This is a genomic window from Frankia sp. CcI49, from assembly GCF_001983215.1.
In the GTDB taxonomy this organism is placed as follows: Bacteria; Actinomycetota; Actinomycetes; order Frankiales; family Frankiaceae; genus Parafrankia; species Parafrankia irregularis.
The window spans coordinates 1-23,881 of the sequence record NZ_MOWP01000037.1 but is presented as its reverse complement, the minus strand read 5'-3'; the positions used below and the strand labels follow the sequence as shown (position 1 = coordinate 23,881).

25 protein-coding genes are annotated in these 23,881 nt (G+C 70.8%); 22 read left to right on the top strand and 3 right to left on the bottom strand.

Annotated elements, in window-relative coordinates; translation table 11 throughout:
* Window positions 1-272 precede the first annotated feature (272 nt).
* The 17 genes from rho (at window position 273) to CcI49_RS31950 (ending at window position 17,050) form a co-directional block, all read left to right on the top strand.
* Window positions 273-2,645 carry a transcription termination factor Rho gene (gene rho / locus CcI49_RS32030; protein ID WP_076832927.1) on the top strand — a complete coding sequence of 791 codons (2,373 nt, stop codon included), beginning with the start codon at window positions 273-275 and terminating at the stop codon, window positions 2,643-2,645.
* 261 nt (window positions 2,646-2,906) lie between these two features.
* Window positions 2,907-3,143 carry a 50S ribosomal protein L31 gene (gene rpmE, locus CcI49_RS32025; protein WP_006544700.1) on the top strand — a complete coding sequence of 79 codons (237 nt, stop codon included), beginning with the start codon at window positions 2,907-2,909 and terminating at the stop codon, window positions 3,141-3,143.
* A 102-nt stretch (window positions 3,144-3,245) separates the two neighbouring features.
* Window positions 3,246-4,316, top strand: a complete 1,071-nt coding sequence (gene prfA, locus CcI49_RS32020; protein ID WP_054565086.1) for a peptide chain release factor 1 — start codon at window positions 3,246-3,248, stop codon at window positions 4,314-4,316.
* Window positions 4,313-5,410: a peptide chain release factor N(5)-glutamine methyltransferase gene (gene prmC / locus CcI49_RS32015; protein WP_083749847.1), complete on the top strand. Its 1,098-nt coding sequence runs from the start codon at window positions 4,313-4,315 to the stop codon at window positions 5,408-5,410. The genes prfA and prmC overlap by 4 nt, the downstream gene beginning before the upstream one ends.
* The gene (locus tag CcI49_RS32010) at window positions 5,407-6,060 is read left to right on the top strand and encodes an L-threonylcarbamoyladenylate synthase (protein ID WP_198955703.1); all 654 of its coding nucleotides are present in this window, start codon (window positions 5,407-5,409) and stop codon (window positions 6,058-6,060) included. Before prmC ends, CcI49_RS32010 begins: the two co-directional genes overlap by 4 nt.
* Before the next feature lie 195 nt (window positions 6,061-6,255).
* Window positions 6,256-7,512 carry a serine hydroxymethyltransferase gene (gene glyA, locus CcI49_RS32005; protein ID WP_076832924.1) on the top strand — a complete coding sequence of 419 codons (1,257 nt, stop codon included), beginning with the start codon at window positions 6,256-6,258 and terminating at the stop codon, window positions 7,510-7,512.
* Window positions 7,513-7,612: 100 nt separating this feature from the next.
* A complete protein-coding gene (locus CcI49_RS32000) occupies window positions 7,613-8,722 on the top strand; it encodes an MraY family glycosyltransferase (RefSeq protein WP_006544705.1) in 1,110 nt (369 codons plus the stop codon).
* Window positions 8,719-9,213, top strand: coding sequence for a hypothetical protein (locus CcI49_RS31995; RefSeq protein WP_076832920.1), 495 nt, complete (start codon window positions 8,719-8,721; stop codon window positions 9,211-9,213). Before CcI49_RS32000 ends, CcI49_RS31995 begins: the two co-directional genes overlap by 4 nt.
* 6 nt (window positions 9,214-9,219) lie before the next feature.
* The gene (locus tag CcI49_RS43795) at window positions 9,220-9,576 is read left to right on the top strand and encodes an AtpZ/AtpI family protein (protein ID WP_083749846.1); all 357 of its coding nucleotides are present in this window, start codon (window positions 9,220-9,222) and stop codon (window positions 9,574-9,576) included.
* Between the two features lie 387 nt (window positions 9,577-9,963).
* Window positions 9,964-10,845: a F0F1 ATP synthase subunit A gene (gene atpB, locus CcI49_RS31985; protein WP_076832917.1), complete on the top strand. Its 882-nt coding sequence runs from the start codon at window positions 9,964-9,966 to the stop codon at window positions 10,843-10,845.
* Between the two features lie 68 nt (window positions 10,846-10,913).
* On the top strand, window positions 10,914-11,162 hold the full coding sequence (locus tag CcI49_RS31980) for a F0F1 ATP synthase subunit C (protein ID WP_076832912.1): 249 nt from the start codon (window positions 10,914-10,916) through the stop codon (window positions 11,160-11,162).
* A 13-nt stretch (window positions 11,163-11,175) separates the two neighbouring features.
* Window positions 11,176-11,754, top strand: a complete 579-nt coding sequence (locus CcI49_RS31975) for a F0F1 ATP synthase subunit B (RefSeq protein WP_076832909.1) — start codon at window positions 11,176-11,178, stop codon at window positions 11,752-11,754.
* A 2-nt stretch (window positions 11,755-11,756) separates the two neighbouring features.
* The gene (locus CcI49_RS31970) at window positions 11,757-12,596 is read left to right on the top strand and encodes a F0F1 ATP synthase subunit delta (RefSeq protein WP_054565079.1); all 840 of its coding nucleotides are present in this window, start codon (window positions 11,757-11,759) and stop codon (window positions 12,594-12,596) included.
* A 99-nt stretch (window positions 12,597-12,695) separates the two neighbouring features.
* On the top strand, window positions 12,696-14,354 hold the full coding sequence (atpA, locus tag CcI49_RS31965; RefSeq protein WP_076832906.1) for a F0F1 ATP synthase subunit alpha: 1,659 nt from the start codon (window positions 12,696-12,698) through the stop codon (window positions 14,352-14,354).
* Between the two features lie 3 nt (window positions 14,355-14,357).
* Window positions 14,358-15,254 carry a F0F1 ATP synthase subunit gamma gene (locus tag CcI49_RS31960; protein WP_076832904.1) on the top strand — a complete coding sequence of 299 codons (897 nt, stop codon included), beginning with the start codon at window positions 14,358-14,360 and terminating at the stop codon, window positions 15,252-15,254.
* 99 nt (window positions 15,255-15,353) lie between these two features.
* Window positions 15,354-16,793 (top strand): F0F1 ATP synthase subunit beta, encoded by a 1,440-nt coding sequence (atpD, locus tag CcI49_RS31955; RefSeq protein WP_054565076.1) that lies wholly within the window; start codon window positions 15,354-15,356, stop codon window positions 16,791-16,793.
* Window positions 16,793-17,050: a F0F1 ATP synthase subunit epsilon gene (locus CcI49_RS31950; protein WP_006544715.1), complete on the top strand. Its 258-nt coding sequence runs from the start codon at window positions 16,793-16,795 to the stop codon at window positions 17,048-17,050. Before atpD ends, CcI49_RS31950 begins: the two co-directional genes overlap by 1 nt.
* A 276-nt stretch (window positions 17,051-17,326) precedes the next feature.
* On the opposite strand, the gene CcI49_RS31945 is transcribed toward CcI49_RS31950, so the two are convergent.
* Entirely contained in the window at window positions 17,327-17,917 is a 591-nt protein-coding gene (locus CcI49_RS31945; RefSeq protein ID WP_054565075.1) for a cob(I)yrinic acid a,c-diamide adenosyltransferase, read from the bottom strand.
* 39 nt (window positions 17,918-17,956) lie between these two features.
* Window positions 17,957-19,015, bottom strand: coding sequence for a hypothetical protein (locus CcI49_RS31940; RefSeq protein WP_241840365.1), 1,059 nt, complete (start codon window positions 19,013-19,015; stop codon window positions 17,957-17,959).
* On the opposite strand from CcI49_RS31940, the gene CcI49_RS31935 reads away from it, so the two are divergent.
* Both CcI49_RS31935 and murA read left to right on the top strand, forming a co-directional pair.
* On the top strand, window positions 19,005-19,628 hold the full coding sequence (locus tag CcI49_RS31935) for an NUDIX hydrolase (RefSeq protein ID WP_347280158.1): 624 nt from the start codon (window positions 19,005-19,007) through the stop codon (window positions 19,626-19,628). The two genes, CcI49_RS31940 and CcI49_RS31935, sit on opposite strands and share 11 nt — an antisense overlap.
* A gap of 26 nt (window positions 19,629-19,654) precedes the next feature.
* A complete protein-coding gene (gene murA / locus CcI49_RS31930) occupies window positions 19,655-20,917 on the top strand; it encodes a UDP-N-acetylglucosamine 1-carboxyvinyltransferase (protein ID WP_054565464.1) in 1,263 nt (420 codons plus the stop codon).
* An 85-nt stretch (window positions 20,918-21,002) separates the two neighbouring features.
* Here murA and CcI49_RS31925 read toward each other — a convergent pair whose 3' ends face one another.
* The gene (locus CcI49_RS31925) at window positions 21,003-21,575 is read right to left on the bottom strand and encodes a hypothetical protein (protein ID WP_076832901.1); all 573 of its coding nucleotides are present in this window, start codon (window positions 21,573-21,575) and stop codon (window positions 21,003-21,005) included.
* 493 nt (window positions 21,576-22,068) lie between these two features.
* On the opposite strand from CcI49_RS31925, the gene CcI49_RS43785 reads away from it, so the two are divergent.
* From CcI49_RS43785 to CcI49_RS31910, 3 genes are all read left to right on the top strand, one after another.
* The gene (locus CcI49_RS43785) at window positions 22,069-22,401 is read left to right on the top strand and encodes an STAS domain-containing protein (RefSeq protein ID WP_054565073.1); all 333 of its coding nucleotides are present in this window, start codon (window positions 22,069-22,071) and stop codon (window positions 22,399-22,401) included.
* Window positions 22,402-22,518: 117 nt separating this feature from the next.
* Entirely contained in the window at window positions 22,519-23,154 is a 636-nt protein-coding gene (locus CcI49_RS31915; RefSeq protein ID WP_076832898.1) for a hypothetical protein, read from the top strand.
* Window positions 23,155-23,448: 294 nt separating this feature from the next.
* The coding region (locus CcI49_RS31910; RefSeq protein ID WP_241840364.1) for a methylmalonyl-CoA mutase family protein at window positions 23,449-23,881 on the top strand (433 nt) is incomplete at its 3' end.

Here is a 23,881-nt window from a genome sequence, read left to right as displayed (position 1 = left end):
CCTCACCTCAGCGATCGGTCGCACACGGTGGCTGGTCCTGGTCAGGGTTCCCGGTGCTTCAAGCCTCGTCGCCGTTGCCTCGGCTGGCGTACCGGCACCTGTCGGCGGGAAATCGGGTTCGCTCGCGGCTGTCGGCCGTCAGGGCCTTTGAGGGCGCGTTGCTCGCCGTTCAAATGGTGCTGCATCTCCACACATCCGGCATGCGCGCAGGCGAAGAAAGTTCACACGCTACGCCCGGCCTGAGAGGCCGGTTCCTTCCAGGAAGGAAAACCTTGAGCGACACCACCGACGTGCTGCCCGACAGCGCACGTGAGTCTGCGGCGCCTGCCTCGCCCGTCGACAGTCCCGCTGCGGCCGGCACGACGACCGTGGACTCGGCCGACCCGATCGACTCGAACGGCAACCACGCCACTTCGGCCGGATCGGCCACGGCTCCCCGGCGCCGGAGGTCCGGCACCGGCCTGTCCGCGATGCTTCTGCCTGAGCTGCAGGCCATGGCCTCGCAGATGGGCATCCCCGGAGTCGGTCGACTCCGCAAGGGCCAGCTGATCGCAGCCATACAGAACGTTCAGAGTGGAGACGCGGCGACCCGACCGGTGCCCAGATCCTCAGCGGCGCCGACGGCGGCCGCCGATTCCGTAGCCTCCGCCACCGCCGACCAGGCCGTGTCGGAAAAGCCCGCCTCCGCGGGCGCCACCGTCACCGCAGCGCCGCCGGCCGAGGAGAAGGCCGCCACCGCGCCGACGCAGGGCGGCGCGCCCAGCGCGGCGGCGCCGACCGGCACCGAGGCGCCGTCCGCGCCCCCGGCCCGGGCACGTGGCCGGCGTGGTGCCTCCCGCGGGGTGACGAGTCCTGCTGGTGAGCAGCAGACGTTGCCGTCCGCGCCGCCGGCCGCCGGCGAGCCGGCCGAGGAGGCTGTCCGCCCCCAGGCCGCCGCCGAGGCCCCGGCCGCGACCGCGCCGGTGGCCACCGCGCCGCGTGCCGCGGCCGGCGGCTCCGAGGCCCCCACCCGCAGCCGTGACGACCGCCGGGAGCGCTCCGGCGACCGTGACCGGGCGGACCGTTCCGCTGACCGGGATCGGTCCGGCGATCGGGACCGTTCCGGCGACCGCGACCGGTCTGGCGAACGGGACCGCTCGGGCGACCGGGCGGAGCGCTCCGGCAACGACCGTCAGGGCCGTTCGCAGCCCGCGGGCGACCGGGACCGCGCGGGAGACCGTGACCGGACCGGCGACCGTGACCGGAGCGGCGACCGTGACCGGACCGGCGACCGTGACCGTGGCGGGGACCGCGACCGCGGCGGCGACCGTGACCGTGGCGGCGCCGACCGGACGCGCTCCGGTGACCGGGCCCCTGCTGGGGACCGCTCCTCCGTGCCGGGCGACGGCGCGGGCCAGGGCGACGACGAGTTCGGCAGCCGGCGCCGCGGCCGATTCCGCGAGCGTGGCCGCAACCGTGGGCGCGGTGGCCAGGGCGGCCCGGCCGACACCGAGCCGACGGTGCGCGAGGACGACGTCCTCGTGCCGGTCGCGGGCATCCTCGATGTGCTCGACAACTACGCGTTCATCCGGACAAGCGGGTACCTGACCGGCCCGACGGACGTGTACGTCAGCCTCGCCCAGGTCCGGCGCAACGGCCTGCGCCGCGGCGACGCCATCACCGGCGTCGTGCGCGCGCCGCAGGAGGGCGAGCAGCGCCGGGACAAGTACAACGCGCTGGTCCGGCTCGACACGATCAACGGCATGGAGCCGGACGAGGCGCGCGGCCGGCCGGAGTTCCACAAGCTCACCCCGCTGTACCCGCAGGAGCGGCTGCGGCTGGAGACCGAGCCGCACATGCTGACCACCCGGGTCATCGATCTGGTGATGCCGATCGGCAAGGGCCAGCGGGCACTGATCGTCAGCCCGCCGAAGGCCGGCAAGACGATGGTCCTGCAGGCGATCGCGAACGCGATCACCACGAACAACCCCGAATGCCACCTCATGGTCGTGCTCGTCGACGAGCGTCCCGAGGAGGTCACCGACATGCAGCGGTCGGTGAAGGGCGAGGTCATCGCCTCGACCTTCGACCGCCCGCCGGCCGACCACACCAACGTGGCCGAGCTGTCCATCGAGCGGGCCAAGCGGCTCGTCGAGCTGGGGCATGACGTCGTCGTCCTGCTGGACTCGATCACCCGGCTCGGCCGCGCCTACAACCTGGCGGCGCCGGCGTCCGGGCGGATCCTGTCCGGTGGTGTCGACTCGACGGCGCTCTACCCGCCGAAGCGGTTCCTCGGCGCGGCGCGCAACATCGAGAACGGCGGCTCGCTGACGATCATCGCGACCGCGCTGGTCGAGACCGGGTCGACGATGGACACGGTCATCTTCGAGGAGTTCAAGGGCACCGGCAACGCCGAGCTCAAGCTCGACCGCAAGATCGCCGACAAGCGGACCTTCCCGGCGGTGGACGTCGACGCCTCCGGAACCCGCAAGGAGGAGATCCTGCTGGCGCCCGAGGAGCTTGTGATCATGCACAAGCTGCGGCGCGTCCTGCACACCCGGGAGCCGCAGCAGGCGCTCGACCTGCTGCTCGACCGGCTCAAGCAGAGCAGGACGAACTACGAGTTCCTGATGCAGATCGCGAAGACCGCGCCGCCGCAGGACTGAGCCTGTTCCGTCGCCGGAAGGGTTCACCGACCGGCGCGGACCGGCGCGACGACGCCTCCGACGGGCCCCGGGGAACATCGAGGCTCGCCGGAGGCGTTGTCGAGTGCTGCTGGCCGGGTCCGGTCGGACGGGTCTGGCAGACTGGGAACACCAGCGACACACCAGCGTTACCCCGAACAGCAGCGTTACTGGAACAGCGGCTCCGGTTCACGCCCTCCGCGCCCGCGGCGGCGACCCGGCGGCCACATCGGAAGAGGGACCATGAAGGCTGACATTCACCCGACGTACCACGAGACGGTCGTGACCTGCACCTGCGGGAGCACGTTCACCACGCGCTCGACCAAGGACAACGCCGCGATCAGCGCCGAGGTCTGCTCGCAGTGCCACCCGTTCTACACGGGCAAGCAGAAGATCATGGACGTCGGTGGTCGTGTGGAGAAGTTCGAGCGTCGCTTCGGTCGGCGCCGGCCAGGCGACAAGGCCGGCGGCGCGAAGTAGGCCGTCCACGGCGCCCGTTCCGGACCCCCGGGCGGGCGCCGTTCGCGTCCTGGCGGCTGCCCGGCCCCGATGCTGCACGGCCCGATGACTGAAGGAACAGCGATGACCTCCCCGCTCGCGAGCATGATCGCCGAGCATGCCGACATCGAGAAGCGGCTGGCGGATCCTGCCATTCACAACGATCCGTCGGTGGCGCGGGAGCTCACCCGTCGGTACGCCGAGCTTGCCACCCCGGTCGATCTCGCCCTGCGGCTGGAGAGCGTCGAGGGTGACCTGGAAGCGGCCCGTGAGCTCGCCGAGCAGGACGCGTCGTTCCGTGACGAGATCACGGCGCTGGAGGACAGTCGGGCCGAGCTCGCCAGCCGTCTGCGTGCCTGGCTCGTGCCGACCGACCCCGACGACAGCCGGGACGCCATTCTCGAGGTCAAGGCCGGCGCCGGCGGCGAGGAGTCGGCGCTGTTCGCCGGCGACCTGCTGCGGATGTACCTGCGGTACGCCGAGCGGCGCGGGTGGCGAACCGAGATCCTGGACGCGAACCCGAGCGATCTCGGCGGCTACCGGGATGTGAGCGTCGCGGTGAAGGCCCGCGGCTCCGCCGGACCCGGCCAGGGTGTCTTCGGGCGGCTGCGCTTCGAGGGCGGGGTGCACCGGGTGCAGCGGGTGCCGGTGACGGAGTCGGCGGGGCGGATCCACACCTCCGCGGCCGGGGTCCTGGTCCTCCCCGAGGCGGCCGACGTCGACGTCGACGTCGACCCGAACGACCTGCGTATCGACGTCTTCCGCTCCTCCGGCCCGGGCGGTCAGAGCGTGAACACCACCGACTCGGCCGTGCGCATCACCCACCTGCCGACCGGGGTGGTCGTCTCCTGCCAGAACGAGAAGAGCCAGCTCCAGAACAAGGAGTCGGCGATGCGTATCCTGCGGTCGCGGCTGCTCGCCGCCGCCCGGGAGAAGGCCGAGTCGGAGGCCGCCGCCGCCCGGGCGAGCCAGGTGCGCACCGTGGACCGCTCCGAGAAGATCCGCACGTACAACTTCCCGGAGAACCGGATCAGCGACCACCGGATCAACTACAAGGCGCACAACCTCGAGCAGGTGCTCGACGGAGACCTCGACGCCGTGGTCGACGCCCTGATCGAGGCGGACCAGGCAGCCCGGATGGTGGCGGCCCCGTGACCCTGCCGCGGATCGCGGCGGCGGGCACCGGCGTCTCGGCGGCGGCCGGGGACGATTCCGTTCTTCTGCGGGACGAGCTGATCTCTGCCGCGGCACGTCTGGAGGCCGCCGGGGTGGGTAGTCCCCGCGGCGACGCGGAGCAGCTCGCCGCACACGTGCTGGACGTCTCCCGCGGCCGGCTGGCCCTGGTCGACCGGATCGACGCCGCCGCGGCGGCCGAGCTTCGGGCGCTGGTCGAACGGCGGGCGGGCCGAGTTCCCCTGCAGCACCTGACCGGTGTCGCGGGCTTCCGCCGGCTGGACATCGCCGTCGGCCCGGGGGTTTTCATCCCGCGCCCGGAGACGGAGTGGGTCGTCGAGGGCGCGCTGGCGGCGCTGCGCTCGCTGGGGGTCGCCCGCCCGGTCTGTGTTGATCTGTGCGCTGGATCGGGTGCGATCGCCCTGGCACTGGCCGACGAGTTCCCGGCCGCCCAGGTCCACGCGGTGGAGATCGAGCCGTCCGCGCTCGACTGGCTGCGCCGTAACGTCGAGCGCACCGGGCTGCCGGTGCATGTGCACCAGGCTGATGTCGGCATCTCCGCGTACACCGACACCGGCACTGGCACTGGCACCGGCACGGGGCGCCCGCCAGCGCCGCCGGTGCGGGCTGCGCTCGCCGACCTGGCGGGGCGGGTCGACCTGGTGGTCAGCAACCCTCCCTATCTTCCCGACCGCGACCGCGCACTGGTCGAGCCCGAGGTGGGCCGCCATGACCCGCCGGCCGCGCTGTGGGGCGGACCGGACGGGCTGGACGGCCCCCGGGCTGTCGTGGCCGCCGCCGCCGTCCTGCTGCGCCCGGGCGGCGTGCTGGTCATGGAGCACGCCGACGAGCACGGCCAGGCTGTTCCCGCCCTGCTGGCCGAGAGTGGGCCGTCCGAGAACGGGCCGTCCGCGCACGGGCCTGCTGCGAGCGGGCCGTCCGGCGGCGCGGGATGGGCCGGCCTGTGGTCTCATATCGTTGATCATCCTGATCTCGCCGGGCGGGACAGGTTCGTCACGGCCCGCTGGAACCCGCCGGAGCGGGGCCGGCCGCGCGGCGCCGGAGAGGACGCATGATGCAGGTGTTCAACTGCGCGGAGCAGGATCGACGCGCCGCCGGACTCGACGCCGCCACGGCCGCCGTCCGCAGCGGCAGGCTCGTGGTGCTGCCCACGGACACGCTGTACGGCATCGGTGCGGACGCCTTCGACCCGGTTGCGGTGGGGTGCCTGCTCGGGGCGAAGGGCCGGGGCCGTGACATGCCCGTCCCGGTGCTGGTCGGCTCCTGGCGGACCCTCGACGGCCTGGTCGAGCAGGTCACCGATCAGGTTCGTGACCTCGTGCGGGCCTTCTGGCCGGGCGGGCTGACGCTGGTCGTCAACCATGCGCCGTCGCTGAGCTGGGATCTCGGCGACGCCCGGGGCACCGTCGCGGTCCGGATGCCGTTGCACCCGGTGGCGATCGAGCTGCTGACCAGGACCGGCCCGATGGCCGTGTCCAGCGCGAACATCAGCGGGCGTCCGCCCGCGACGACGGCCCATGACGCGCTCGCGCAGCTCGGCGGTGCGGTCGACGTCTACCTCGACGGGGGCCGGACGCCGGTCGGCAAGGCCTCGACGATCCTGGACTGCACCGGGACCGTCCCGGTGGTCGTCCGGGAGGGCGCGGTGGACCTCGAGGCGCTGCGCTCGGTGGTGCCGCACATCGCGGAGCCCGTGCGCCGCTGATCTTCGCGCGCCGCTGATCTTCGCGCGTCGCTGACCGCCCGGCCGTCGTCGACCCCTGGCCGTCGTCGGCCCTTTGCCCGCAGGTGTTCCGGTGGCGCGGCGGGCCGGTGCCCGGCCGGATGGGATGGCGGCGACGCGCGGTGCCGCGGCGGCCGGACTTATCCTGGCGTTGCAGCCGCGGGAGGTGAACGCATCATGAGCACCCCGTTCTGGGGCCCGGACTTCGACCAGCTGCGGGCCACCGATCCCGAGATCGCCTCGGTCGTGCTGGGCGAGCTCGACCGGCTCCGCGGCGGTCTGCAACTGATCGCCAGTGAGAACCTGACCTCTCCGGCGGTGCTCGCGGCGCTGGGCTCGACCCTGTCGAACAAGTACGCCGAGGGCTATCCGGGGCGGCGGTACTACGGCGGCTGCGAGGTCGTCGACCGTGCCGAGGAGATCGGGATCGCGCGGGCGCGGGCCCTGTTCGGCGCCGATCACGCGAACCTGCAGCCGCATTCCGGCGCCCAGGCGAACTTCGCCGTCTATGCGGCTCTGCTCACGCCGGGCGACACGGTGCTGGCGATGTCGCTGCCGCACGGCGGGCACCTCACCCACGGCAGCCGGGTGAACTTCTCCGGCCGCTGGTTCGACGTCGTGGGCTACGGAGTCCGCCGGGACACCGAGCTCATCGACTACGACGAGGTCCGTCAGCTCGCCCTGCAGCACCGGCCCAAGATGATCATCTGTGGTGCGACGGCGTACCCGCGGCTGATCGACTTCGCCGCCTTCCGCTCGATCGCCGACGAGGTGGGAGCCTGGCTGCTGGTCGACGCGGCGCACTTCATCGGCCTGGTGGCCGGTGGTGCGGTGCCCAGTCCGGTGCCCTACGCGGATGTCGTCAGCGCCACGACCCACAAGGTCCTGCGGGGGCCGCGCGGGGGCATGATCCTCTGCCGGGAGGAGCTGGCGTCGCGCATCGACAAGGCGGTCTTCCCGTTCAGCCAGGGTGGCCCGCTGATGCACGCGATCGCGGCCAAGGCGGTGGCCCTGCGGGAGGCCGCCACCGCCGAGTACGCGGCCTACGCGCGGCAGGTGGTCGCCAACGCCCAGGCGCTGGCGGGCGGGCTCGCCGCCGAGGGGCTGCGACCGGTCGCCGGTGGCACCGACACCCATCTCGCCCTGCTCGATCTTCAGGAGCTGGGCGTCACCGGCCGCGAGGCGGAGGCACGCTGCGGCGCGGCCGGCATCACGCTCAACAAGAACGCCATCCCGTTCGATCCGCAGCCGCCGGCGGTCTCGTCCGGTGTCCGGGTCGGCACCCCGTCGGTGACGACCCAGGGCATGCGGGAGGGTGAGATGAAGGAGATCTCCAGCCTGATCTCCCGGGCTGTCCGCGAGCCGGAGTCCGCGCCGGAGGTGACGGCGGCGGTGGCCGCGCTGGTCACGCGTTTCCCCGCGTATCCGAGGTAGTGGGCCGGGAGCGACTGTCCGTCCGACCGGCCCTGTCTTGAGGACCTGCACCGAGGGGGCGCACCGAGTGCGCGAACGATGAACTGCGGAATGAGTTGACATGCGCGAGTACCTGCTCGTCTTCGCGGTCGCGGCGGCGGTCACCTTCCTCACGACTCCGGTCGCCCGCTGGATCGCCTTCCGCATCGGTGCGGTCGCGTGGCCGCGGGCCCGCGACGTGCACGCGACCCCGACGCCGCGCCTCGGCGGTCTGGCGATGCTCGCCGGGCTCTACGCCGGCCTCGAGGTAGCGGACCGGCTCCCCTTTCTCTCCGTGGTCTCCCAGGACTGGTCGGAGACGAGGGCGGTGCTCGTCGCGGGGACGCTGATCTGCCTGCTCGGGGTGGCCGACGACCGCTGGGAGCTGGACTCGCTGACCAAGCTCGCGGGCCAGGTGGCCGCGGCGGGGGTCATGGTCCTGCTGGGTGTGCAATGGTCCTTCGCGATCGACCGGGACAGCCAGACCACCATCAGCTTCGGGCCCGAAACCGCTGTGCCGCTGTCCATTCTCGCGACGCTCATCCTGGTCAACGCGATGAACTTCATCGACGGCCTGGACGGGCTCGCCGCCGGCGTCGCCGCGATCGCGGCCGGGGCGACCTTCTACTTCGCCTATCAGATCGCGGTGATCAACGGCTTCTACCGGGCCTCGCCGGCGGCCCTGCTCGCCGCTGTCACGGCGGGTGTCTGCGTCGGCTTCCTGCCGCACAACTTCAATCCGGCCCGGCTGTTCATGGGGGACTCGGGATCGATGCTCATCGGGCTCCTTTCAGCGGCCTCGATGATCTCGGTGACGGGCCAGGTCGCGTACGGGGGTTACGCTGGACCCTCCCGGCAGCTACCGTCGCTTATCCCGCTGGCGATTCCGCTCGCGGTGCTCGCCGTGCCGGTGCTGGACTTCGGGCTGGCGGTGATCCGGCGCACGAAGGCGGGTCGCTCGCCGTTCGCTGCGGACAAAATGCATCTACATCATCGAATTCTTTCCATCGGAAACTCCCATGTCAGGGCGGTTCTGCTGATGTACTTCTGGGCCGCGCTCGTCGGCTTCGGGGGAGTGGCGGCATCTTTCTCGGACTCGCCGCTCCCGATCCTCGCCGCGACCGTCGGTGTGGGCCTGCTCGCGCTGGTCGCCCTGCTGCTCACCGGGCAGCGAGCGGCGCGTCGGGCATGATCGCCACCGCGCTGCCCGCGCTGCGTGCCGGCCTGGGCGCGATGGCGGCCCTGCTGGTCGTCGTGCTGACCCTCGGGGGTGTCCTGCGGGGTGCGTCCGGGGTGGCGGGGGCCGCCCTCGCCGTCGGCCTGGTCGCGGCCTTCTTCGCGCTGGGCAAGCTCGCTCTGGTCGCGGTGGCCCGCCGGGGCGCCACGACGATGCTGCTGCCGGCCGCGCTCGGGGTCTACGCGGCGAAGGTGGCCGTCCTCGGCGTGGTCCTGCTGGCGCTGCGCGACGCGACCGCGATCGACCTGCCCAGCTTCGCCTGGTCGATCATGGCCGCCACGCTGTGCTGGGTGGGGGCCGAGGTGTGGGTCGCCGCCCGGTTGCGGGTGCCCTTCTATGATCCGCAGACTTTCGATCCGTCCCGGGTCGCGCCGGTTTTCTCCGCTCAGGGGCGCCCGGCCGGGGGCACCTCGGGCGTGGCCGCACCGTCACACGAGGAGCTGTAGGCAAGCATGGCCAGCCGTAGGCAGCCCGAGGTGGGCGCGGCCTTGGAGCGTTCGTCGGCCCGGATTAGGCGCAACGTGGCGGCGAATGGCACCAATGGGCAGAATCGCGGCCTATCGGGCAAAAAGGGCAGTGGTGAAAAGGATGAAAGACTAAGATCGGGACCGGTCGATGCCGGTCCGCCGCCGGGAGAGGCCTGGGGCATCATCGGCACTCTCGTGGCCGGCGGTGGGTTCTGGGGGCTGGTGGGCTTTGGCGTCGATCACCTGGCGGGCTTCGGCCCCGTGTTCTTTCCGATCGGGCTCATCGTCGGCATGGTCGCCTCGCTCTATCTGGTCATCTACCGTTTCGGTGCCCGCCGTTGACGGAGCGTGTCATTGGCGGGGCGTTGGGCAAGGACTCGACAACGTAGTGTGACAATATGTCCAAAAACCCAACGGAAGATGAACGTTCGACCGTCCGTCGGAGATCTTAGTCCTGCAACGAGTGCTCTCGCGCGCCCGGCCGGATAGCATCTGCCCTGTCGGGGAGCGTCTGTGGACGCTGTCGGCACTGGGCGCCACCACTTCGACCGCATCGGTACCGGGACAGCAAGTCCCCTGCCACCGAAGCTCTGAACGGGTAGCGCTCAGCGGTCCTCCGCTTGTCTTTGATTGCCCGGGGCGGCGGCCCATCCCGTATAGGGTGAGGTCGATCCAGCCCTGGGGGGATCGCGAACTTTGTCAGCATAAATGATCTTGGAGGTATCGGAAGTGCCGAGCGGATCGGTGCTCTTGGCGGCCGACGATGGCTTCCACGGGCCGACTCCCGATGTCTTCAAGCCGAAGAGCTGGTTCGAGTTCGACCTGGGACCGATCGACTTCTACTTCAACAAGTGGACCGCGCTGACGCTGTTCGTGGCGCTCTTCGTCGGAGGTTTCCTCTGGCTGGGGTTCCGCAAGGCGACGCTGGTACCGCGCGGCCTGCAGAACTTCTGTGAGTCGATCTACGACTTCGTCGACATCTCGATCGCGCGGAACGTGATCGGGGAGCGGGGTAAGACCTTTGCCCCGTACCTGACCATTCTCTTCTGCTTCATCCTGGTCGCGAATGTCCTGGCGGTCATTCCGGTCGCCCAGTTCCCGGTGACGTCCCGGATCGCGGTTCCGCTGATCCTGGCGCTGACCAGCTGGGTGATCTTCAACGTCGTCGGTATCCGCGAACACGGGTTCGGTGCCTACTTCAAGGACATGCTGGTCCCGGCGCCGACCGCCCCACTGTTCGTCAAGATCATCCTGGCGCCGATCGAGTTCGTCTCGACCATCGTCGCCCGGCCCGCCACGCTGGCCATCCGGCTGTTCGCCAACATGTTCGCCGGCCACATGCTGCTGCTCGTGTTCGCCCTCGGTGCCGACTACCTGCTACCCAAGCCGCAGTTCATCTTCGGTGTGGTCTCCGGCGTGGTGGCAATCGGCCTGACCGCCTTCGAGTTGATGATCGATGTCCTGCAGGCCTACATCTTCACGGTCCTGACGGCCGCCTACATCGGCGGAGCGATCTCCTCGCACGGCGGCGACCACGGTGCTGACCACGGCGCAGCGCACGACCACGAACACAGCGAACCGGTCGCCGCCGTCGCGGTGGCGCGGGCCTGAAGCCAAACGACCCACGCGCACCGTGGGAGATCCCCGGTGCATTGACCACAGAAGGACGGATAACAACGATGTCTCTTTCCGCGTCCGCGTTGCTCGCCGCTGATGAGGCCATCAGCGGCAACATCGGGACGGTGGCCTACGGCATCGCCACCCTTGGTCCCGGCATCGGCGTCGGCATCATCTTCGGTCTGGGTGTCCAGGCGATCGCTCGCCAGCCCGAGGCCGAGCAGGTGGCTTTCCGATACATGCTGATCGGCTTCGCCGTCGTCGAGGCGCTTGCCCTCATCGGCTTCGTCGTGCCGTTCGTCTTCACCTGATCCGGGGCGCCTGGTGCTGCACACACTCATTCTCGCCGCCGAAGAAGGCGCGGAGCACGAGGACAGCGTCCTTGTGCCGCCGCTCGCCGAGCTGATCGTCGGCCTGCTGGCCTTCGGCCTGCTCGTGGGCTTCTTCTTCTGGAAGGTCTATCCGCAGGTCCGCAAGACCTATGCGGAACGGACCGAACGCATCGAAGGTGGCCTCAAGCGCGCCGAGACGGCGCAGGCGGAGGCACAGGTCCTGCTCGAGCAGTACCGCTCCCAGCTTGCTGAAGCCCGGACCGAGGCGGCTCGCATCCGCGAGGACGCCCAGGCCCAGGGGCGGCAGATCGTCGAGGAACTGCGCGCGCAGGCCCAGCAGGAAGTCGCCGAGATCCGGGAACGCGCCGACGCGACACTGGTGGCCGAACGGGCCCAGGTCGTGGCGTCGGTGCGCCGTGAGATCGGCGAGATCGCGCTCGAGCTCGCCACCCGCATCGTCGGGCACGAGCTCGAGAGCGACACGCGCCAGCGGCAGCTCGTCGACGACTTCATTGCGGGTCTCGACGAGGCGCCGCGTCCCGCGGCCGCCCCGGCCGGGCCGGGGGCCTGACGGTGGAGGGAGCCAGCCGGCAGTCACTCGCCGCCGCCAGGTCGGTCCTCGACCAGGTGACGGCGGTGCCGGTCGGCGCCACCACCGGCTCGGGGCAGCCCGATGTGCGCGCGATCGCCGAGGAGCTTGGAGCGGTCGCGGCGCTCGTCGGCCGTGAGGCGACGGTGCGCCGTGCGCTGACCGATCCCGGTGCGCCGGCGCAGTCGCGGGCGGGTCTCGCCAGCCGCCTGTTCGGTACCCAGATCAGCCCGGCGTCGCTCTCCGTGGTCTCAGCGGCCGTCTCCGGCCGCTGGTCCCGGCCGATCGACCTGCGCCTCGCACTGGAGGAGCTCGCGGTCGAGGCCACCCTGGCCGAGGCACAGGCGGCTGACGTGCTGGACGAGGTGGAGGACGAGCTGTTCCGGTTCGGCCGGATCCTCGGGCAGAACCCGCAGCTCTCCCTCGCGCTCACCGACCCGGCCGCGCCGGCGTCGGCGAAGGCCGCCCTGGTGTCCCGGCTGCTGTCCGACCGGGCCCATCCGGTGACCGTCCGGCTGGCTCAGCAGGCGACGGCCGACCCCTCGCAGGGTGACGTCGAACGGCGTCTGGAGCATCTGAGCCGGATCGCGGCCGCCCGCCGCGGGCGGGTGGTCGCGGTGGTCCGCACCGCGAGCGTGCTCGACGAAGACCAGATCGCAAGGCTGAAGGCGGCGGTCAGCCGTTTCTTCGGCCGGCAGATCCAGCTCCAGATCGACCTCGACCCGTCCATCCTCGGCGGTCTGTCCGTGCGGGTCGGCGACGAGGTCGTGGACGGCACCGTCCTGCGCCGGCTCGCCGCGGCCCGCCGCGGGCTGACGGGCTAGGCCTGGACGCGCGATGGGCGAGCGCAGAGCGGGCCCGAGGCCAGGGCCGGCAGTGACGACCTATGACCAGATCCACGTCAGCCATGAAGGACCAACGCGATGACTGAGCTGTCCATCCGGCCGGAGGAGATCCGCGACGCCCTCCGGGAGTACGTCGACTCCTTCCAGGCCACCTCCGGTGAACGGGAGGAGGTCGGCCGCGTTGTCGTGACCGGTGACGGGATCGCGCGGGTCGAGGGCCTTCCGCACACGATGACCAACGAGCTGCTGGAGTTCCACGGCGGCGTGCTGGGCCTCGCTCTCAACCTCGAGGTCGGCGAGATCGGCTGCGTCATCCTCGGCGAGGCCGAGCACATCGAGGAGGGCCAGGAGGTCCGCCGGACCGGCGAGATCCTCGCCGTCCCGGTGGGCGACGGCTTCCTCGGCCGGGTCGTCGACCCGCTGGGCCGGCCGGTCGACGGCCTCGGCGAGATCGTGGCCGAGGGCACCCGTGCCCTCGAGCTGCAGGCGCCGTCGGTCGTGGAGCGTCAGCCGGTCAAGGAGCCGCTGCAGACCGGCATCAAGGCCATCGACGCGATGACCGCCATCGGCCGTGGTCAGCGTCAGCTGATCATCGGCGACCGGCAGACCGGCAAGACGACGGTCGCGATCGACGCGATCATCAACCAGCGTGACAACTGGCTCAGCGGCGACCCGAAGAAGCAGGTCAAGTGCGTCTACGTCGCCATCGGCCAGAAGAAGTCGACGATCCGCGAGGTCGTCAACACCCTTGAAGAGGCCGGCGCGCTGGCCTACACGACCATCGTCGCCGCCCCGGCGGACGAGCCGGCCGGCTTCAAGTACATCGCCGCGTACACCGGTTCCGCCATCGGGCAGCACTGGATGTACAACGGGCAGCACGCGCTGGTGGTCTTCGACGACCTCTCCAAGCAGGCCGAGGCCTACCGGGCCATCTCGCTGCTGCTGCGCCGCCCGCCGGGCCGTGAGGCCTACCCGGGCGACGTCTTCTACTTGCACTCCCGCCTGCTGGAGCGCTGCGCGAAGCTCTCGGACGAGCTGGGCGGCGGTTCGCTGACCGGGCTGCCGATCATCGAGACGAAGGCCAACGACATCTCGGCCTACATCCCGACGAACGTCATCTCGATCACCGACGGCCAGATCTTCCTGGAGTCCGACCTGTTCAACCAGGGCGTCCGGCCGGCGATCAACGTCGGTACCTCGGTCTCCCGAGTTGGTGGTAGTGCGCAGGTCAAGGCGATGAAGTCGGTCGCCGGCCGGCTTCGGCTCGACTTGGCCCAGTACCGCGAGCTGGAGGCCTTCTCGGCGTTCGGCTCCGACCTGGACAAGGCCTCGCGCGACCAGCTCGCCCGCGGTGCGCGGCTGGTGGAGCTGCTCAAGCAGCCCCAGAACAAGCCGTTCTCGGTCGAGCGCCAGGTCGTCTCCATCTGGGCCGGCACCACCGGCAAGCTGGACGACGTGCCGGTCGAGGACATCCGCCGCTTCGAGGGCGAGTTCCTCGACTTCGTCGGGCGGACCCACGGCGGCATCTACGACGCCATCGTGAACACCGGCAAGCTCGGCGACGACACGATCGCCTCGCTGACCTCGGCGATCGCCGAGTTCAAGCAGCAGTTCACCCTGTCGAGCGGCAGCCCGCTGGTGAACGAGGCGACTCCGGAGGCACTCGACCCGTCCGCGGTCGAGCGTGAGGAGATCGCCGTCCACCACCCCAAGCCGTCCGAGAACAAGGGTCGCTGACCTATGGCGGGCCAGCTTCGCGAGTACCGCCGGCGGATCAAGACGGTCAACTCGACCAAGAAGATCACCAAGGCGATGGAACTGATCGCCGCGTCGCGGATCGCCAAGGCCAGGGCGCGGGTCACCGCGTCCCGGCCGTACGCGGACGAGATCACCCGTGTGATCACCGCGGTGGCCTCGCAGACGACGATCGCGCACCCGCTCACCACCGAGCGCCCGCAGCCGACCCGCGCCGCCGTGGTCGTGGTCACCAGTGACCGCGGCCTCGCCGGCGGCTACAGCTCCAACGCGCTCAAGCGTGCCGGTGAGCTGGCCGAGCTGCTGCGCGAGGAGGGCAAGGAGCCGGTGCTCTACGCGGTCGGCCGCAAGGCGGTGTCGTACTACCGCTTCCGCAGCCGGACGCTGGCCGGCGAATACACCGGCTTCTCGGAGCAGCCCGGCTACGGTGACGCCAAGGCGGTGGCGGACGCGGTGATCGACGCGTTCACCACCCCGACCGAAGAGGGCGGCGTCGACGAGATCCACCTCGTCTTCACCGAGTACGTCAGTGCGATGACCCAGACTCCGGTCGCGCACCGGCTGCTCCCGATGGTGCTGCGTGAGCACAACGAGCCGCCGCCCGGTGGCCCGCTGCCGAACTACGAGTTCGAGCCGTCGGCCGAGGCGGTGCTCGACGCGCTACTGCCGCGGTACGTCGAAAGCCGCCTGTACGCGGCGCTGCTGGAGTCGGCGGCCTCCGAGTCCGCCGCGCGCCAGCGCGCCATGAAGTCGGCGACCGACAACGCCACGGATCTGGTCAAGACCTACACCCGCGCCGCGAACCGGGCCCGGCAGGACGCGATCACCCAGGAGATCTCCGAGATCGTGGGTGGCGCGAACGCCCTGGCGTCCGGCTCCTAGGAGTCAGGAGTCAGGTGTGAGACTCCGGCCCGTCGACACCGCAGAACGTCAAGCCCGAAGCCCGCGGCGGCGGGCAACGACAGTGAAACCGAGGACGCCATGACCGTCACCACCAGCTCGCCGGCCACGGCGGAGGGCCGGACTCCGGGGACCGGCCGAGTCGCCCGAGTCATCGGACCGGTCGTCGACGTCGAGTTCGCACCCGACGAACTGCCCGAGATCTACACCGCGCTGCACGTGGAGCGCACCATCAACGGTGAGACCGCGGTCCTCACCCTCGAGGTGGCGCAGCACATCGGCGACAACACCGTCCGCGCGATCTCCATGCAGCAGACCGACGGCCTCGTCCGCGGCGCCCCGGTGCAGGACACCGGCGCGCCGATCTCCGTACCGGTCGGAGACGCCACCAAGGGGCACGTGTTCAACGTGCTCGGCCGGCCGCTCGACGTGGACAGCGTCGACGCCCAGACCTACTGGCCGATCCACCGCTCGGCGCCGACCTTCGACCAGCTCGAGTCGAAGACCGAGATGTTCGAGACCGGCATCAAGGTCATCGACCTGCTCGCCCCGTACGTGCGAGGCGGCAAGATCGGTCTGATGGGCGGCGCCGGCGTCGGCAAGACCGTCATCATCCAGGAGATGATCCGTCGAGTCGCCAAGGAGTTCGGTGGCGTCTCGGTGTTCGCCGGTGTCGGCGAGCGCACCCGTGAGGGCAACGACCTCTTCCTGGAGATGACCGAGGCCGGCGTCATCGACGACACCGCCCTCGTCTTCGGCCAGATGGACGAGCCGCCCGGCACCCGGCTGCGGGTCGCCCTCGGCGCCCTCACCATGGCCGAGTACTTCCGGGACGTGCAGAAGCAGGACGTGCTTCTGTTCATCGACAACATCTTCCGGTTCACCCAGGCCGGTTCCGAGGTGTCGACGCTGCTCGGCCGGATGCCCAGCGCTGTGGGCTACCAGCCGACGCTCGCCGACGAGATGGGCGCCCTGCAGGAGCGGATCACCTCGACCCGTGGTCACTCGATCACCTCGCTGCAGGCGATCTACGTGCCCGCGGACGACCTGACCGACCCGGCTCCGGCGACGACGTTCACCCACCTCGACGCCAACACGGTGCTCGACCGAGCGATCTCCGACCTGGGTATCTACCCGGCCGTGAGCCCGCTCGACTCGAACTCCCGGATCCTGGACCCGCGCTACATCGGGCAGGCGCACTACGACACCGCCCGTGAGGTGCAGCGGATCCTGCAGCGCTACAAGGACCTGCAGGACATCATCGCCATCCTCGGTATCGACGAGCTCTCCGAAGAGGACAAGATCCTCGTCAACCGGGCCCGTCGTATCCAGCGGTTCCTGTCGCAGCCGTTCTTCGTGGCCGAGCAGTTCACCGGCATCCCCGGCAAGTTCGTCCCGGTCGCGGAGACGATCGAGTCGTTCCGCAAGCTCACCCAGGGCGACTACGACCACCTGCCCGAGCAGGCGTTCTTCATGTGCGGCGGGATCGAGGACGCCGAGAAGAACGCGGAGAACCTGTAATGCCGATGCGGGTGGCGATCGTCTCGCCCGAGCAGGAGGTGTGGTCCGGCGACGCCGACATGGTCGTCGCCCGGACCGTCGAGGGCGACATCGGTGTCCTGCCGGGTCACGTCCCGATGCTGGCGGTCCTGGTCCGTGACCAGGTCGTCCGCGTGAAGGTCGGCTCGCAGGAGATCTCCGCCGGTGTCGACGGCGGCTTCCTGTCCGTCACCAAGGAGGGCGTCAGCATCCTCGCGGAAAGCGCGACGGTCGCCTGACCTGCACTCCTTTGTTCTGAACTGTTGTTCTGACTCTGGCCCGGTTTCCGGTGCTGGCACGCCGCCAGCGCCGAGCCCGGGCCAGATCCGTTTTCCCCCGGAACCGGAATCCAACCGCTTCTCCGCTTCTTTACGGAGAGCCTTGCTCCCGGGCAGGAGTTGAGGATTTCGGTTGTGGGAACGACCGAAATCCTCAGCTCTTCGGACGAGCTGAGCCTCCGGTGGCGCGGCGGGTAGCCGGCGGCCGGGGTGCTCGAGCCTGCCGGCGGCGTTCGCTCAGCCTCCGGCGCCGGGCTTCCACAGCACGTCGCCGTCGGGGTTCGCGACCCGGGACAGGATGAACAGCAGGTCCGACAGGCGGTTCAGGTAGCGGGCGGGCAGCGGGTTCGTGCTGTCCGGCTCCGCCTCGAGCAGCGCCCAGCAGGACCGTTCGGCCCGACGGGCCACGGTGCGTGCCACGTGGAGCAGTGCCGCGGCGGGAGTGCCCCCCGGCAGGATGAACGAGTTGAGCTTCGTCAGCGTCTCGTTGTACCGGTCGCAGGCCTCCTCCAACCGGTCGACATACGTGTCGGTGATCCGCAGCGGTGGGTACTTCGGCTCCGCGACCACGGGGGAGCACAGGTCCGCACCCACGTCGAACAGGTCGTTCTGCACCTGGGCGAGCGTCTCCCGCACCTCGGCGCCGAGTTCTCCGAGAGCGCCGAGATCCCCGAGGGCGAGCGCCACCCCGATCGCCGCGTTCGTCTCGTCGACGTCCGCGTAGGCCGCCAGCCGCACCGACGTCTTCGGCACCCGCGACATGTCGCCCAGCGCCGTCGTCCCGTCGTCGCCGGTCCGGGTGTAGATCCGGGTCAGGTGCACCGCCATGCCGTCACTGTATGGGGGAGCCTGCGCGGATGCCCGCGGTTACAGCCGGCGCGATCCTGACCGTGATCGCGATCGCGACCCGTCCGCGCCGCTCGGGTCGAGAATCGGGTCGATGATGGCGTGTACGACGCTCGCGTCGTCGCTGGCGCCGAATCTCGGACGGTGGACGCGGTCGGGGTCCGCCRCCTCCACCGCGCGCAGCCGCTCCACCAGTTCGCCGGCCGCTCCGTCGCGGACCGCGGCCAGCAGGGCACCGTAGCCGTCCACCAGACCGAACGGTTCCACCAGGCGGCCGAACCCGTCCGAGCAGATCAGGACCTCCGCGTCGCCGGCCAGCGGCATGCTCAGGCAGCGGGCGTGCGCGGCGGCGGCCGGGACGTCACCGAGGATCCACGAGCCGGCGTCGGTGTTGCGGCGTCTGCGGTGGTCCAGCAGGGTCTCGTGGAGTCGTCCATAGGCCGTGGCCGGATCGTCGCCTCGGTCGAGGCTCGCCCGGACCCGGCCGAGCAGCTCACGCTCGACATCGTCGTACTGCGGATCCGTGAGGACCATCGGCTGACCGCCGGGCCCGCCGGGCCCGCCGGGCCCGTCAGCCCCGGCGGTGCTCGCGGTGCTTGCGGGGGTGGCGAAGCCGCTGAGTACGACGGGAGCGTCGCCGAGCAGACAGACATCCAGCAGGGCGCCGCGCTGGCGGACCAGTGAGATCGCGGCGGTGGGGAATCCGGACGAGCGGGCGGTGCCCGCGTCGACCAGCCCGGCCCGCCGACCCCGCTCGATCAGGTGCTCGATGAGCTCTACCAGGACGTCCCGCAGCGCCTGCCCGTCCCAGTCGACCTCGCTGAGATAGGCCCCCGCCAGGGTGCTCACCCAGGCGGGCCCGGGCAGCCCGTCGAGGAACGGCCCTGGCTCCAGCGCAGAGGCGCCGTCGATGACCCAGGCGCCGTCCGCGCGCGTTCCGCAGGTGTCCTCGTTGTGAGCCTTGAACGACCAGCTCTTGGCCACCGTGGTGCGCATCCCGGTGATCGCCTCCCACATCGCCGAACCCGCCTCCTCAGAGTAGTAACACGCCGACACCAGGTAGTGGGAGGTGGCTGTCACGTCCACCGATGATGCGGGCGTGGACGTCCCGGGAGTTCTCCACACCCAGGTGCGCGTCGGTGTCAGCGTGGCCGCGGTGATCCGTCGGGGTGACGGTCGTGTGGTCTGCATCCGGCGGCGGGACAACGGGGCCTGGCAGATTCCGGGTGGGGTGCTCGAACGCGGCGAGACCTTTCACCAGGCGCTTCGCCGTGAGGTTCGCGAGGAGACCGGAATGTCGGTCGAGCCGGAGCGGCTCACCGGGATCTACCTGAACCTGCCGCTGGGCGTGGTCGCGCTGGTCTTTCTCTGCCGAGAGGGGCACACCGAGGACCTGGCGGAGGCGGAGCCGCTGACGGAGACCGAGGAGGCCACGGCGGTCGAGTGGCTCACGGTGGAGGAGGTCGTGCGGCGGTCGACGCCCGCGTTCGCCGTGCGGGTCACGGACGCGCTGGCCGGTCGGCAGGAGCCTGTCCTGCGCCACCATGACGGCGTTCGTCTCCTTGGCGTGGAGAGTGGCGCGTTGGACGGCGTGGGAGAAGGGGCGTCAGCGGAGGCCGGACCGGGGGTCCGATCGTGGTCCACAGCGGCCAATCCCCGGGGTTGGTCTGAAGATCCCCCGCGCAGCACCTAGCATCGGAGYCCGTGGAACGCTTCGTCGTGACAGGCGGGACCAGGCTGGTCGGCGAGGTCGCCGTTCCGGGTGCGAAGAACTCGGTGCTCAAGTTGATGGCGGCGAGCCTGCTCGCACCCGGCCGCACCACGTTGGAGGCCGTGCCGGACATCCTCGACGTGTCGGTGATGGCGGACGTCCTGTGCGGTCTCGGTGCCAGCACCTCACGTGACCGGGATGCGGGGCGGGTCGTCATCGACGTGCCCGAGATGGTGGAGTCCACCGCACCGGCGGAGCTGGTCCGCCGGATCCGTGCGTCGGTCGCCGTGCTGGGGCCGCTGGTGGCCCGCCGCGGCGAGGCCCGGGTGGCGCTGCCGGGAGGTGACGCGATCGGCTCGCGTGCGCTCGACATCCACATGAACGGCCTGGCGAAGCTGGGCGCGGTCGTGGACGTCGAGGCGGGGGCGCTGGTGGCCCGTTCGTCCGGGCGCCTGCAGGGGGCGTCGATCTGGCTGGACTTCCCCAGCGTCGGCGCGACCGAGAACCTGCTGATGGCCGGTGTGCTGGCCAAGGGCACCACGGTGATCGACAATGCCGCGCAGGAGCCGGAGATCGCGGACCTGTGCGCGCTGCTGGTGGAGATGGGCGCGCGGATCGGCGGGGTCGGCACGTCCACGCTGGTCGTCGACGGTGTCGACACGCTGAGCCCGGTGTCGCACCGGACGGTGCCGGACAGGATCGTCGCGGGCACCTGGGCGATCGGCGCGCTGATGACCGACGGCGATGTGATGATCCACCATGGCCGCGCCGATCATCTGGGGATCGTGCTGGAGAAGCTCTGCGACGCCGGTGCCCTGGTGGAACTGCATGCGGACGGTTTCCGGGTCAGCGCGCAGGGGCGGCCGAAGTCGATCGATGTCGTCACACTGCCGTATCCGGGCTTCCCGACCGACCTGCTGCCCCAGGTGATCGCGTTGGAGGCGATCAGCGAAGGCACGTCTCTGATCACGGAGAACGTCTTCGACAGCAGGTTCGTGTTCTGCCGTGAACTGCACAAGCTCGGTGCGGACCTGCGCACCGACGGCCACCATGTGGTGGTTCGTCCCACCCCCCGCCTGGTGGGCGACTCCGTGCTGGCGTCGGACGTCCGGGCCGGCGCGGCGCTGGTGCTGGCCGGGCTGGTTGCGGAGGGCACCACGGAGGTCCGCGACGTGCACCACATCGACCGGGGCTACGCGAACTTCGTCGAGAGCCTCACCGGGTTGGGCGCCCAGGTACGCCGTGAGCCGCCCTCGGTGGTGGCCGCCTGAGGCCCTCTGAGGGCACGAGGCCCTGAAACGCAGCGGCCCTGAACCCGTGCGCCCTCAGCCCCGAACCCCGAGATTGGGTGCGGGGTCAGCGGTTCGTGCCGCCCCCGCCGCCCGGCCTGCCGGCTGACCCGCTGCCCGGCCCGCCGCCGTCCGGCCCGCGGTCCGGCCGCTGGCCGGGTGCGCCGCGGGCCTGTCGCAGGGTCCGCAACGCGCTCGGGACGTCGTTGGCGAAGACGAGCACGTGGGCGAGCTCGACGGGGCGGCCATGCCGGGCCCGGGCCGTCCCGGCCGGGCCGAGGGTGGCGCGGACCCCACCGGCAGCGAGCACGGCCCGCACCTGCGCCGCCCGTTCCTTCGGCCCGGTGGCGACCGGCACGAGCAGGCCGAAGTCCTGCGGCTGCCGGGCGCCGGGCCAGGCCAGGCCCGGCCTCGAGCCACGGTTGCGGGGATGCGCACGCCGTGGCCCACGGCGCCGGGATCCGCTGTGCCTGGATGTGCCGTCTCGTGGGCTTCTGGGCCGGGCGCTGCCGTTCCGGGGGCTGCCGGCCCGGCCGCGGGGCGCCGAACCGGATGTCAGCCGGCAGATGAAGACCAGCACGCCGATGGTGAGCAGCACCAGGGTCGGCCCGTAGAGAAAACCGAGCGCGGTGGTCTCCACGGTCGCCTCCTGGACGCGCGACGTGCCGTTGGGCGATCCCGCGCAGGGCGCCGGATCGCTGCCGCCGGGTCCATCGTCGCACCGTCGCGGGTCTGCCGGAGAGAACTTCGTCCCTGATCAGGCTGTCGCGGCGGCGGAATCGAACATCGTGGCCGGGTTGGTGGGATCATCAGTTCGAGTGGGCTCCGAGTGGCCCACTTCCGCGGTCGGATGTCCGGTTCGTGCGGGCAGCTCGAGCGCGTGTCCAGGTGCCCAACGGCGGGCCCCGACAGACGTCTCGGGCAGCCGGTGCATGGGATCGGAGGCCTCGGTGGACGTGCTGTCGGCAGGTCAGGCGGTGGTGCCTCCAGGCGCCGTACGGGCGGTGGCGGCAGCCGATCGTGCCGACCTCGACCCACATCGGGCGGACCCACACCGGGCGGACCCACACCGGGCGGACCCACACCGGGCGGACCGACACCGGGCGGACACGCACCATGCAGACCCGAACCAGGTGGACGTGCACCAGACGGTGCGGCTCACCGGGACGGTGGACGTCCGATCCGTCGGTGAGCTGCGGATCCAGCTGCACGCGGCGATCGACGCGGGGTGTGGGCCGCTGCACGTGGATGTCGGCGGCCTGGAGCTCACGGACAATGCCGGTGTCGGGGTGCTGCTGGGCGGTGCCCGGCGGGCGCGTTCGATCGGGCGTTCGCTGGTCCTGCTGGACGTGCCCGCGGCGCTGTGGCCGCTGCTGGCGGCCGACCGCCTCGGGCAGCTGCTGCGGGTGCGCAGTGTGCATGAACCGCTGGTTCCGGCTGCCTCACGAGATACGTCACCGGAATGATCTGTCGCGAGACGGTGCGTGACTGACGACCGCCCGTCGGAGGATGTCGAGTCGCGATAGGGCATGCTTTCCCGATAATCAGGCCGAGGCATGGCATGGTGGAGGGCAGACGCAGACATGCTGGACGTGGAGGTGCCCGCAGGGGTGGACTCAGCCAGTGGTCGCGTGGCCGGATCCGGCGCCGCGACGTGGACCGAGCGGAAGCGACCTCTTCTCGTCGCGGGCTCGTTCGTGGTCGCGATCCTGCTCGGGGTCGTTCTCGGACTGGCCTGGGCCGACGACGAGGAGCCGGCCACTGTCACCGCCACGACCGAGCTGCCCGACAACCCGGTCCTCAGCCCGGCCCTCCCGTTGGTGAGCTGGGCGACGAGCCGAGTCGAGGGCACTCCGCACAAGGTGACGCTGTCGGCCACCGAGCGTCAGAGCGTGCGCCTGCCGCTGCAGTGGCTCGCCGCCTGGAAGGTGCGCGAGAAGACCCCCGGCAGCACCACGCCGACCATGGACGATGTCACCATCGTCAAGGACACCCTGTTCTACGGCGCGATCGAGGGCGCCGACAGCGCACATGACGAGTTCTGGGCCGTCGCCCAGACCGAGATCAAGGACGTGCCGGAGACGGATGCGCCCGACCCGCATGTGTGGAAGCGAGTCGGCAGCGAGCCCTGGACGCTGGTCGCCCTCGGGCCCGGTGCGTGCAGTTCGATTCCGGCCAAGCTGATGACGGTCCTGAGCCCGGGTATCTGCGCCTCCTGAGCCGACCGGACCGGATCTCACAGCCCGGTTCATCTCCCGCGGGCCGGTTCGGCACCGGCGCGGGGCCGGTTCGACCTCGTCGTAGGCCAGGTCACATCCGGGGCGCGCGGGCGGCTCGGGCCGTTACTCTGCTTCGGTCGCCGGCAGCCTTCGAGCTGGCGGCGAACGATCTCTGTCCCGGCCCGGCGTCGGTGACGGCCAAGCCTGTGCTGCCATGCCCTGTGCCGCCTGGTGCCGTCATGCCCGACCGCTGGTTCCGGGCACCACCCCCGCACGGAGCGCGAGGAGACGGCGATGACGGAGACGGCTCGGCCAGAGCGGGATCGGCCGTGGATCATCCGGACCTACGCGGGCCATTCGAGCCCGGCCGAGAGCAACGCGCTGTATCGGCGCAATCTCGCGAAGGGGCAGACGGGTCTGTCGGTGGCCTTCGATCTGCCGACCCAGACCGGGTACGACCCCGATCATGTGCTGGCGCGGGGTGAGGTCGGCAAGGTGGGCGTCCCGATCGCGCACCTGGGTGACATGAGGGCGCTGTTCGACCAGATCCCGCTGGGCAAGATGAACACGTCGATGACCATCAACGCGACGGCGATGTGGCTCCTCGCGCTGTACCAGGTGGCCGCCGAGGAGCAGGGCGCGGCGCCGGCCGAGCTGACCGGTACGACGCAGAACGACATCATCAAGGAGTACCTGTCCCGCGGGACCTATGTGTTCCCGCCCGGCC

Bases quoted from the DNA above. Each gene is read 5' to 3' on its own strand.
- atpA (WP_076832906.1), top strand. From the start codon at position 12,696: ATGACTGAGCTGTCCATCCGGCCGGAGGAGATCCGCGACGCCCTCCGG.
- CcI49_RS32010 (WP_198955703.1), top strand. From the start codon at position 5,407: ATGATGCAGGTGTTCAACTGCGCGGAGCAGGATCGACGCGCCGCCGGA.
- atpD (WP_054565076.1), top strand. From the start codon at position 15,354: ATGACCGTCACCACCAGCTCGCCGGCCACGGCGGAGGGCCGGACTCCG.
- prfA (WP_054565086.1), top strand. From the start codon at position 3,246: ATGACCTCCCCGCTCGCGAGCATGATCGCCGAGCATGCCGACATCGAG.
- CcI49_RS31995 (WP_076832920.1), top strand. From the start codon at position 8,719: ATGATCGCCACCGCGCTGCCCGCGCTGCGTGCCGGCCTGGGCGCGATG.
- CcI49_RS31915 (WP_076832898.1), top strand. From the start codon at position 22,519: ATGCTGGACGTGGAGGTGCCCGCAGGGGTGGACTCAGCCAGTGGTCGC.
- CcI49_RS31950 (WP_006544715.1), top strand. From the start codon at position 16,793: ATGCCGATGCGGGTGGCGATCGTCTCGCCCGAGCAGGAGGTGTGGTCC.
- CcI49_RS31945 (WP_054565075.1), bottom strand. From the start codon at position 17,917: ATGGCGGTGCACCTGACCCGGATCTACACCCGGACCGGCGACGACGGG.
- CcI49_RS43795 (WP_083749846.1), top strand. From the start codon at position 9,220: ATGGCCAGCCGTAGGCAGCCCGAGGTGGGCGCGGCCTTGGAGCGTTCG.
- CcI49_RS31980 (WP_076832912.1), top strand. From the start codon at position 10,914: ATGTCTCTTTCCGCGTCCGCGTTGCTCGCCGCTGATGAGGCCATCAGC.
- CcI49_RS32000 (WP_006544705.1), top strand. From the start codon at position 7,613: ATGCGCGAGTACCTGCTCGTCTTCGCGGTCGCGGCGGCGGTCACCTTC.
- glyA (WP_076832924.1), top strand. From the start codon at position 6,256: ATGAGCACCCCGTTCTGGGGCCCGGACTTCGACCAGCTGCGGGCCACC.
- rpmE (WP_006544700.1), top strand. From the start codon at position 2,907: ATGAAGGCTGACATTCACCCGACGTACCACGAGACGGTCGTGACCTGC.
- CcI49_RS31960 (WP_076832904.1), top strand. From the start codon at position 14,358: ATGGCGGGCCAGCTTCGCGAGTACCGCCGGCGGATCAAGACGGTCAAC.